Below are 10,817 nucleotides of genomic sequence, written 5' to 3'. Positions count from 1 at the left end.
CCGAAGACGCATACGCACGGTCATTCAAAGTATTATCACGCTTGCGGCCAAACTTACCACTCACGCAAGACAATACCGACTCCGTCTCAGTAAGGGGAGTCCCTGGCTTCTCTTTTACCAAAGGATGAATGCCTCGCTAGCAAGGTAGTGGTTGGTATTGACTTGTAAAATCACAGAACGGGATCACCCCCTTGTTATGGGGGCTGGTTTCGTATTGCCGGAAAACGGAACACGCAGGTCATGACGCCATCCAAAGGACGAAATGTGTGTGATCCAGAGCCAAAATTCGAGTACCGAAGGATCAAATTCAAAACAAAATGGAGCCTAGCCTGATACTTGAGGACAGCGTCACGGATTCAGGTAAGAAGAAAGAGCACCTTGGTTCTGGAGGTGCTCTTATAGTTTGTACGTCCAGCATGGGCGTTCATCTATAGGTGCAAGTCTCGAACTGGGGCTGGCGAGCGCCTACCGTAGCCAAGGGCAAAGGTGTCCGTCGCGTGGCGGAATCTGGAGAAAGCTGGAGGCAAACGCTCGCCCCAAGGTACACGAGGCTGGGATAGTCGGGTGAGCCTGCAAAACATGGTTAAGTCCAAAGCCGACAAAGGCTATTTCAGTAAACTTGGGTGGACCCATGAGCGGAATATTTTGAACTTCGTCAAGGTTGGCGAATCGCCTAGTGCGGAACAATATGCTAGGTGGTGTGAGGAGACGGGGGTTAGTCGCCCCCTCTTACTCGATTTGTCCGCCTGTCGAATCGCCAATTGCGGGTTTTCCAAACAGGGTGCTATAATGTACGATAGCATTTTTATGGTTAGGAGAATCGGACATGGACGTCAGAGAACGACAGAAATCCATCCGCAATTTTTCGATCATCGCGCATATTGACCACGGAAAGTCTACGTTGGCCGACCGGATTCTGGAATATACAGGCGCCCTGCAGGCGCGTGAAATGCAGGAACAGGTGCTGGACAGCATGGATCTCGAGCGGGAACGCGGGATCACCATCAAGCTTCAGTCGGTGCGTTTGAATTACCGAGCAAAGGACGGGAACGAGTACATCCTGCATTTGATCGATACGCCCGGCCACGTCGATTTCACCTACGAGGTGAGCCGCTCGCTGGCCGCCTGCGAAGGTGCGCTGTTGGTGGTTGACGCTGCCCAGGGAATCGAGGCGCAGACGCTTGCCAACGTGTATCTGGCGCTGGAAAACAATCTCGAGATTCTGCCTGTGATCAATAAGATCGACCTGCCGTCGGCCGAACCGGAGCGGGTGAAGCAGGAGATCGAAGATGTGATCGGCCTGGATGCGTCGGAAGCGGTGCTGGCTTCCGCGAAGGCGGGGATCGGCATCGAGGAGATTTTGGAGCAAATCGTGCAGAAGGTGCCCGCCCCCTCCGGCGATCCGGACAAACCGCTGCAGGCGCTAATTTTTGACTCGTATTACGACCCGTACAAAGGGGTGATCATCTATGTGCGGGTGGTCAACGGTGCGATCCGGCCGGGCATGAAAATCAGAATGATGGCGACAGGTGCCGAATACGAAGTGGTCGAAGTCGGCACGATGAAGCCGCGGATGACGCCGGTAGACGAACTGCTGGTCGGGGATGTTGGATATGTCGCCGCCTCCATCAAGAACGTCAAGCACACGCGGGTGGGGGATACGGTGACCGACGCGAATGCCCCTGCCGCCGAGCCGCTGCCCGGTTACCGGAAGATCAATCCGATGGTGTTCTGCGGGCTGTATCCGGTCGACACAAACGATTACAACGACCTGCGGGAAGCCCTGGAAAAACTGGAACTGAACGACGCGTCGCTGACCTACGAACCGGAAACGTCGACGGCGCTCGGATTCGGCTTCCGCTGCGGCTTCCTGGGGCTGCTCCACATGGAAGTGATCCAGGAACGGCTGGAGCGGGAATACAACTTGACGCTGATCACGACGGCGCCGAGCGTTGTGTACCACGTCTACACCACAAAAGGCGAAAAAATTGAGATCGATAACCCGAGCAAGATGCCGGAAGCGGGCAAGATCGACCGGATCGAAGAGCCGTTTGTGAAAGCGTCGATCATCGTTCCGAAAGACTACGTCGGCCCGGTCATGGAACTGTGCCAGGAAAAACGGGGCGTGTTCGTGGACATGCAGTATCTCGATCAGACGCGCGTGACACTGGTCTACGAGGTGCCGCTGACCGAGATCGTGTACGATTTTTTCGACCGGTTGAAATCGAGCACAAAGGGGTACGCGTCGTTCGATTACGAACTGATCGGCTACCGTCCTTCGAACCTGGTGAAAATGGACATCCTGCTGAACGGTGAAGTGGTCGACGCCCTGTCCTTCATCGTCCACCGGGACAAGGCGTATGAGCGCGGACGGGTTCTCTGCGAGAAGCTGAAGGAACTGATCCCCCGCCAGCAGTTTGAGGTTCCGATCCAGGCGGCGATCGGCAACAAGGTCATTGCCCGGGAAACGATCAAGGCGATGCGCAAGAACGTGCTGGCCAAATGTTACGGCGGGGACATCACGCGCAAGCGCAAACTCCTGGAAAAGCAAAAAGAGGGGAAAAAGCGCATGAAGCAAGTCGGTTCGGTGGAAGTGCCGCAAGAAGCGTTTATGGCAGTTCTCAAAATGGATTGAAGTGGGGGTGCCGCATGAGCAACCAAACGGTGAATGATGGTCTTGAGACCGGGCAGACTGCGGATGGGCAGGACCGGAACACATTCGAGCAGATACTTGCCGATGCAGACAAACAGATTGATGCGGAGCAGTACGAGAACGCGCTGCAGATTTTGCATTACGGACTGCGCCAGCCCGATTTTGACGTTCGGGTATATGAAAAATGTGCATTTGTTTTGCGCATGTCGGGCCAATATACGGCCGCCGAATTGTTCGAAGCGGTGGTGGCTGACCGGGACAATCCGGAGCCGTTGTTCCGACTCGGGTATCAATTGGTGCAGGATGGCCTGTACGGACCGGCACTCGGACCGCTCTCCCGCTGCGTGAAGCTTGCCCCCGAGTCGTCCGCCGCAAACTATGAGTTCGCCTATGCCCTGATGAAAGAGTTCTACAACGAAGCGGCGCTGCACTATTTTGCCAAGGCGTACGAGCAGGAACAGGCGATGAGCATTTTGTTTTACATGGCGCAGCTGTTGATTTTCCTGGGGCGGTCCGGGGAAGCCTGGCTGTTCATGCAAAAACTGGAGGAGCAGGTGAAAGAAGCGGGCGAAGGCGAACCGCAGCTCGCCTATCTGAAAGGCATGCTGCGCCGGTATCGCGCCCATCAGCCGCAAACGATCCGCGACTGGCATTTTGTGCAGTACGGCAGCTTGCTGCTGCGGACGTATGAAGAGGACGATCCGGAACCGCCGAATCCTGCGAATGGCCGCTACACGCTGGTCAACTTCGGCTACCCGCAGGTGGCAGCCGTGCTTGCGGCGTTGCAGGCGATTCTCGGCAGAATCGACCTGTTCCCGCCATACAAGTACATCGCAGCGGCCGGCGAGGCGAGCGCCCCGATCGCCCATGCGCTCGGCCAACTGTTGACAGTTCCGGTGAAACCGCTGGCGGAAGGGCTTTCTTCCGGACAAAATGGCATCGTCATCACCTCTTTCTCCGATGAGCTGCAGGGAATCGCGGAGCATGTGTGGGATCGGAAGGACGTGCTGCTGTTCTCGTTCGCCCTGTCGTGGACACACGATCAGAATGTGTTGCCGGAGGTCGTCGGCTATCTGGCGCAAATGCCGCGCTTGCCATGGCAGGAACGGGTAGTCTTGAACGAAAGCGGCGAGCCGGTGCTGGTGGCTGCTGATGAACGCCCAGCCGAAGCAATCGCCGGTGACATCCTGCACTGCGTGGCGCAAGTCGATGCCGATTGGGTGAAGCGGGTCTGCGATTTTTACGGAAAGCGAAAATCGGACATCATCGCCGGCAAGCGGATCGAGGTGCCGCGCAAGCGGTTTTTCACGCACTCCGCGCTGGGTGGGGCCCGCTACTGATGATACCCAGTTCGCTTTATATCCACATCCCGTTTTGCGCCAGCAAGTGCTATTATTGCGATTTTAACTCGTACGTCTCGACCGGCGAAGTGATGGACCGCTATCTCGACGCGCTTGACAAAGAGATCGAACTGCTGGCGGGGGAACTTCCCTGGCGGCCGCTCGAGACCGTCTTTTTCGGCGGCGGTACGCCGACCATGTTCGATGTGCGGCAGACGGAGCGGATGATGCAGATTTTGCACCGGCATTTTCGGCTGGCGGAAGGGGCTGAAGTGTCGGTCGAAGCCAATCCGGGCACGGTCACGCCGGAAAAGCTGCGCGTGCTGCGGGAGGGCGGAGCGAACCGCTTGTCGTTCGGTGTGCAATCGTTCAACGATTCGATTTTGAAAAAATTGGGCCGGCTGCACGACACACTCACCGTTTACCACAGTTACGAAAAGGCGCGGCAGGCCGGATTTTCTTCGATCAATCTGGATTTGATGTTCGGGCTGCCCGGACAAACGGTCGAGATTTTTGCTGACAGCCTGCGGCGAGTGTTGGAACTGCAGCCGGAACACATCTCCGCCTATTCGCTTAAGGTGGAAGAAGGTACGCCATTTGCCATTTGGCAGGAAAAAGGGAAGCTGCACCTGCCGCCGGAAGAGGACGATCTGGCGATGTACCGTCTGCTGATCGACACGTTGGCAGCGCACGGATATGGCATGTACGAAATCTCCAATTTTGCAAAAAAAGGGCATGTGTGCCAACACAACCAGGTCTACTGGCGAAACGAGCCGTATCTGGCGGCCGGTGCAGGCGCCCATGGCTATGTGAACAACGTCCGCTATGTCAACCTGTCGAGTGTGCCCGAGTATACGGATGTCTGCCTGTCCGGACTGCGCCCGGTCGCCGGGCAGGAAACGATTCCGGAACCGATCCAGCGGGAAGATACGATGATTCTCGGTTTGCGGATGATCCGCGGCGTGGAGTATTCCCGTTTTCGGGAACGGCACGGGGTGGAGATGGGTGATGTGTTTGGTGGCGTGATTGAGGAATGTGTCAAGAAACGGCTGCTTGTGGCCGATCAGGTCGGAGTGCGGCTGAGCAGGCAAGCCCTGCCGATTGCGAACGAGGTGTTTGCAGCGTTCCTTGGTTGACACTGCGGGCGGGATCTGTTATTTTTTACGTAGTGGTTAGCACTCAAGGCATTAGAGTGCTAACAAAGGGGGGAACCGCATGCTTTCAGAACGCCAGCAATTGATCCTGCGCATGATCGTCGAGGATTATGTGCATTCGGCTGAACCGGTCGGTTCACGGACGATCTCGAAACGTTCGGAAGTGTCTTTCTCGCCGGCTACGATCCGGAATGAAATGGCGGATCTGGAAGAGATGGGCTATCTGGAACAGCCGCATACGTCAGCCGGACGGATCCCTTCGCAAAAAGGGTACCGTTTTTATGTCGACCATCTGCTGCATCCGTTCCGTCTGACGCCGCAAGAGCTGTTTCAGTTGAAGAAAATATATGTCGACAAAATCGACGCGATGGAGCGGGTGGTGCAGCAGACCGCCCAGATTTTGTCCAGTTTGACGAATTATACGGCGCTCGTACTGGGGCCGCAGGTGCATGAGAACAAACTGAAGCACCTGCAGCTGATTCCCCTGTCGGATCGGACGGCGGTTGCCATCATTGTGACCGACACCGGTCATGTCGAGAACAAAAAGGTGACCGTGCCGGAAGGCATTTCCCCGGATGAGATCAGCAGATTCGTAGCGATCCTGAACGACAAGATGCGGGACGTCCCGTTGCAGCACGTGAAATCGAAGCTGTATAGCGAAATCATGAGCGAACTGAACCGGTACATGAACCAGTTTGAAGGCGTTATGTCCCTCCTGGATCAAATCGTCGAAGTGGAGCAGGAGGACCGGGTGTATCTCGGCGGTACGACGAATATTTTGAACCAGCCTGAATTTCGCGATGTCGAGAAACTGCGGCCGCTCCTGGATATGCTGGAAAAGAACCGGACGGTGTTCCAGCTTCTCAGCCAGCAGGACACACCGGGCATTCAGGTGCGGATCGGGCTGGAAAACGATTTGGAGCAGTTGAAAGACTGCTCCGTCATCACCGCCACCTACCATATTGACGGGAAAGTGGCCGGTACGGTTGGCGTGCTTGGGCCCACCCGGATGGAATACCGCCGCGTGATCGGCGTCATGCAGCAGTTGACGGAACTGCTGTCCGATTTGTTGACAAGGCTGCACAGGTAATCGGTGCACCCAAAGGGTATTTGGGGCGACTTGGCAATTCATTGCCATAGCGCCACTTATACTCTTTGAGTGCAAGTCGTGTCACGGCAGCATTGCTGCCGGATCACGCTATTCCGCTAGCGGCCGAGTCTGGGGAGTGCGGGGGTTTACTTCGGGCTGCACTTGCCCCCTTGACTTGGCCAGTTCGATGTGGAGGGATATCATGGACCAGAAGCAAATGGAGGAAACGGCGCAAGCAACAGCCGGATCTCGCGACACGGGAGAAGGTGCGGCTGCTGAGCAGCAGCAAGCGGCGGCTGGCGAGCAGGCCGCCGGCGAGCAGAATGAAAATCAGGCTGATCAGCAACAGGCTGGTGCCGAGGATACGCGCAGCCGAGAGGAACTGTTGGCGGAAATTCAGCGGTTGAACGCGGAACTGGATGAGACGCGCAGTCGCCTGTTGCGGACCACGGCCGATTTTGACAATTTCCGCAAGCGCACGCGCCAGGAAAAAGAGGAACTGAGCAAATACGCCACGCTGCGGTTTGTCCAGGAGATCCTGCCGGTGCTGGACAATTTTCAACTTGCATTGGCGGCTGAAACGACCGATGCTGAATCATTGAAAAAAGGCGTCGATATGGTGTTCCGCCAATTTTTAGGCGCTCTCGAACGGCAGGGCGTGGTCGAAATGCAGGCGGTCGGCAAACCGTTCGATCCCAATTTTCATGAAGCGGTCATGCAGGTTGAGAGCGAGGAGCATGAATCCGGCATCGTTGTGGAAGAACTGCGCAAGGGCTACCTGCTGCACGACAAGGTTGTGCGGCCGGCGATGGTGAAAGTGTCGCAATAAATCACTGTGACGAATCAGTCAGCAAGAAGGGGGCTATCCAATGAGCAAGGTTATCGGGATTGACTTGGGTACAACGAACTCTTGTGTGGCCGTGATGGAAGGCGGCGAACCGGTGGTGATTCCGAACGCGGAGGGCGGGCGGACGACTCCGTCGATCCTCGCGATCAAAAACGGGGAGCGCCTGGTCGGCGACGTGGCAAAACGGCAGGCGATCACCAACCCGGAAAACACCGTCATTTCGATCAAACGCCACATGGGCACGAACTATAAGGTGAAGCTCGAAGGCAAGGAATACACGCCGCAGGAAATTTCTGCGATGATCCTGCAAAAACTGAAAGCGGACGCGGAAGCTTACCTGGGCGAACCGGTCACCAAAGCGGTCATTACGGTACCGGCTTATTTTAATGACTCGCAGCGCCAGGCAACGAAGGATGCCGGGAAAATCGCGGGTCTCGAAGTGTTGCGCATCGTCAACGAACCGACTGCCGCAGCACTCGCTTACGGGCTTGACAAGCAAGAGGAAGGCACGATTCTCGTGTACGACCTGGGCGGCGGTACGTTTGACGTGTCGATCCTGGAACTGGGCGACGGCGTGTTCGAAGTGAAAGCGACCAGCGGGAACAACCGCCTGGGCGGGGACGATTTTGACGATCGGATCATTCAATATCTGATTGATACGTTCAAGCGCGACACCGGCATCGATCTGTCGAACGACCGGATGGCGATGCAGCGGCTGAAAGACGCGGCGGAAAAAGCGAAGAAAGAACTGTCCACGGTCTTGACGACGACGATTTCGTTGCCGTTCATTTCGGCTGACGCAACCGGTCCGAAACACCTGGAAGTCAACCTGACCCGGGCAAAATTCGAAGAACTGACGGCCGATCTGGTCGAGGCCACACTCGGACCGACCCGTCAGGCGTTGAGCGATGCGGGTCTGACTCCTGCCCAAATCGACAAGGTGATTCTGGTCGGCGGTTCGACACGGATCCCGGCGGTGCAGGAAGCGGTCAAAAAATTGATCGGCAAGGAACCGATCAAAGGGGTCAACCCGGACGAAGTGGTGGCGATCGGTGCGGCCATCCAGGCGGGGGTTCTCACAGGTGAAGTGAAGGACGTTCTGCTGCTTGACGTTACTCCGCTGTCCCTCGGGATTGAGACGCTGGGCGGTGTGATGACGAAACTGATCCCGCGGAATACCACGATTCCGACGTCGAAGAGCCAGATTTTCTCGACGGCGGCGGACAACCAGACGTCCGTGGAAATCCACGTGCTGCAAGGGGAACGTGAGTTCGCGCGCGACAACAAAACGCTTGGCCGGTTTACGCTGACCGACATCCCGCCGGCTCCGCGCGGAGTTCCGCAAATTGAGGTCACATTTGACATTGACGCGAACGGCATTGTGCACGTTTCGGCGAAAGATCTCGGCACCGGCAAGAGCCAGAACATCACAATCACCTCGTCTTCCGGTCTCAGTCAGGAAGAGATCGAGCGGATGGTGAAAGAGGCGGAAATGAACGCGGAAGCGGACCGCAAGCGCCGGGAAGAGGTGGAAATCCGCAACAACGCCGACTCGCTTGTCTACACGACCGAAAAGACGCTGAAAGAAGTGGAAGGCAAAGTCGACAAGGCGGACATCGACAAGGCGAACGAGGCGAAGGAAAAACTGAAAGAAGCGCTGAAGGGAACCGACATCGAAGCGATCAAGAAAGCGTCGGAAGAACTCTCGCAAGTCGTTCAGCAGCTGTCGGTGAAACTGTACCAGCAAGCGGCGCAAGCGCAGCAGACGAGCGCGGACGCAAGTTCCGGCAAAAAGGATGACACCGTGGTCGACGCGGAATATACTGAGGTAAAAGACGACAAGAAATAACCTTTCAAGCGGCGAAAAGTCAAAGTCGCAGGGTGTACTCCGGGCTTTGGCTTTTCTTTGTATGAGGGAGGGTGCATTCTTGAGCAAGCGAGATTATTATGAGGTTCTTGGCGTCAGCAAGAATGCGACTGAAGAAGAAATCAAGAAGGCCTACCGCAAGCTGGCTCGCAAATACCACCCGGACATCAACAAGGAGCCGGATGCGGAGGCCAAGTTCAAGGAAATAAACGAAGCGTACGAGGTGCTGTCCGACAAGGAAAAACGGGCCCGCTACGACCAGTTCGGCCATGCGGATCCGGGGGCCGGGTTTGGCGGTGGCGGAACTGGCTTCGGTGGGGCGGGTGATTTCGACGGTTTCGGCGGTTTTGGCGACATTTTCGATATGTTCTTTGGTGGCGGGCGTCCGCGTGGACCGCGGAAAGGCGCTGATTTGCAATACAATTTGCAGATCGAGTTTGAAGAAGCCGCGAAAGGGGTTGAGAAGGAAATCGAGATTCCGCGCACGGAAGAATGCCCGACCTGTCACGGATCGGGGGCGAAACCGGGAACGCATCCCGAGACATGCAGTGTTTGCCGGGGGACCGGTACGCAAGAACAGGTGATCAACACCCCGCTCGGCCGGATGGTCAACCGCCGTACCTGCCAGGTGTGCGGCGGCGACGGCCAGATCATCAAAAATCCCTGTACGCAATGCCGCGGATCCGGCACGATTCGGGTACGCAAGCGCATCAATGTGAAAATTCCGGCCGGTGTGGACACCGGCAACCGCATCCGCATCAGCGGGGCGGGCGAACCGGGCGACAAAGGGGCGCCTCCGGGCGACTTGTACGTCGTGATCTACGTGCGCGAGCACAAATTTTTCGAACGGGACGGAGACGATATTTTCTGCCGCGTACCGATCAGCTTTGTCCAAGCCGCATTGGGCGACGAGATCGAGGTCGAGACGCTCGACGGCAAAGTCAAGCTGCGCATCCCGGAGGGCACCCAAACGGGAACCTCGTTCCGCCTGCGTGGCAAAGGCATGCCGCGGCTCAACAGCTCCTACCGCGGCGACCAGCACGTCCGCGTCATCGTCGTGACGCCCACCAACCTGACGGAAAGGCAGCGCGAACTGCTACGCCAGCTGGGCGAGGAGCTGGGTGTCAGGCCGCATGAGCAGCAGCGCTCGTTTTTTGAGAAAGTCAAGGACGCGGCGAAGGATGCGTTGAATTGGGATTAGGGTGTGTTGCAGAAAGTCTGTCGTATACGGAACTTCGCGGGCAGCAGAAGAGGGGGATTTCCCCGCCCGAATGTTCCTAGCGGCGGGCTTTTTTTATGGAGGAACAATTGGAGGCAATAGGAAATTCCTCTTTTTGTGGAAGTAATGGATGGGGATCATGCAGACGATTGTCAAATCGCAAGAAAAACGGAAAATTCTCGAATGGATCGAATCGGCAGGAGCTGGTCAGCATACCGTCGGACAATCCACCTGGGGGAGGAGTGATGGAATCCGATTTTCATCCTGTAAATTTACTATAATTCTTGATTCTGCAAGAACACCTATGTGTTATTTGATTCGCCTGATAAGGAAAAACATATTTTTTTGTCAGTTCCCCGACGGTACAGTTGTGTCCGGTATTATGTGTAAAAAGGATCTGAAATAGGAAGAGTCATTTCAATCCTCTTTTTGGGAATCATGGAGTTTGTCTACAACAATATCCCAAGGAGGAATCGAAATGACTCACTTCCATCTTACCCTTTCCGCAGAAGAATTACACCAACTGCTTACAACACATGGCAAACTGGCTCCATCTCTCATGCAGTCGTTTTTGAACCAACTCTTACAGAAGCAAGCATCGGAGCAGATCCAAGCGGAACCCTACGAGCGAACCCATGAACGCACCA

At 56.1% G+C, this 10,817-nt stretch carries 7 protein-coding genes; all 7 read left to right on the top strand.

The features are described from left to right. Positions 1–826: 826 nt before the first annotated feature. The 7 genes from lepA to dnaJ all read left to right on the top strand — a co-directional run bounded on the left by lepA (position 827) and on the right by dnaJ (position 10,152). On the top strand, positions 827–2,635 hold the full coding sequence (gene lepA, locus C230_RS0101825; RefSeq protein ID WP_018130368.1) for a translation elongation factor 4: 1,809 nt from the start codon (positions 827–829) through the stop codon (positions 2,633–2,635). A gap of 14 nt (positions 2,636–2,649) precedes the next feature. Next, the gene (locus C230_RS0101820; RefSeq protein ID WP_018130367.1) at positions 2,650–3,993 is read left to right on the top strand and encodes a tetratricopeptide repeat protein; all 1,344 of its coding nucleotides are present in this window, start codon (positions 2,650–2,652) and stop codon (positions 3,991–3,993) included. Next, on the top strand, positions 3,993–5,129 hold the full coding sequence (gene hemW / locus C230_RS0101815) for a radical SAM family heme chaperone HemW (RefSeq protein WP_018130366.1): 1,137 nt from the start codon (positions 3,993–3,995) through the stop codon (positions 5,127–5,129). Before C230_RS0101820 ends, hemW begins: the two co-directional genes overlap by 1 nt. 79 nt (positions 5,130–5,208) lie before the next feature. Next, entirely contained in the window at positions 5,209–6,237 is a 1,029-nt protein-coding gene (gene hrcA, locus C230_RS0101810; RefSeq protein ID WP_018130365.1) for a heat-inducible transcriptional repressor HrcA, read from the top strand. Between the two features lie 202 nt (positions 6,238–6,439). Then, a complete protein-coding gene (gene grpE, locus C230_RS0101805; RefSeq protein WP_018130364.1) occupies positions 6,440–7,066 on the top strand; it encodes a nucleotide exchange factor GrpE in 627 nt (208 codons plus the stop codon). 40 nt (positions 7,067–7,106) lie between these two features. After that, complete coding sequence (dnaK, locus tag C230_RS0101800) at positions 7,107–8,933, top strand: molecular chaperone DnaK (RefSeq protein ID WP_018130363.1); 1,827 nt, start codon at positions 7,107–7,109, stop codon at positions 8,931–8,933. Between the two features lie 79 nt (positions 8,934–9,012). Continuing rightward, a complete protein-coding gene (gene dnaJ / locus C230_RS0101795; protein WP_018130362.1) occupies positions 9,013–10,152 on the top strand; it encodes a molecular chaperone DnaJ in 1,140 nt (379 codons plus the stop codon). Positions 10,153–10,817: the final 665 nt, after the last annotated feature.

This window comes from Effusibacillus pohliae DSM 22757 (assembly GCF_000376225.1).
Lineage (GTDB): Bacteria > Bacillota > Bacilli > Tumebacillales > Effusibacillaceae > Effusibacillus > Effusibacillus pohliae.
This window is presented reverse-complemented; position numbering and strand designations above follow the sequence as displayed.

Excerpts from the sequence above, each read along its gene's own strand:
- lepA (WP_018130368.1), top strand. The coding sequence starts at position 827 with ATGGACGTCAGAGAACGACAGAAATCCATCCGCAATTTTTCGATCATC.
- C230_RS0101820 (WP_018130367.1), top strand. The coding sequence starts at position 2,650 with ATGAGCAACCAAACGGTGAATGATGGTCTTGAGACCGGGCAGACTGCG.
- hrcA (WP_018130365.1), top strand. The coding sequence starts at position 5,209 with ATGCTTTCAGAACGCCAGCAATTGATCCTGCGCATGATCGTCGAGGAT.
- dnaK (WP_018130363.1), top strand. The coding sequence starts at position 7,107 with ATGAGCAAGGTTATCGGGATTGACTTGGGTACAACGAACTCTTGTGTG.
- grpE (WP_018130364.1), top strand. The coding sequence starts at position 6,440 with ATGGACCAGAAGCAAATGGAGGAAACGGCGCAAGCAACAGCCGGATCT.
- hemW (WP_018130366.1), top strand. The coding sequence starts at position 3,993 with ATGATACCCAGTTCGCTTTATATCCACATCCCGTTTTGCGCCAGCAAG.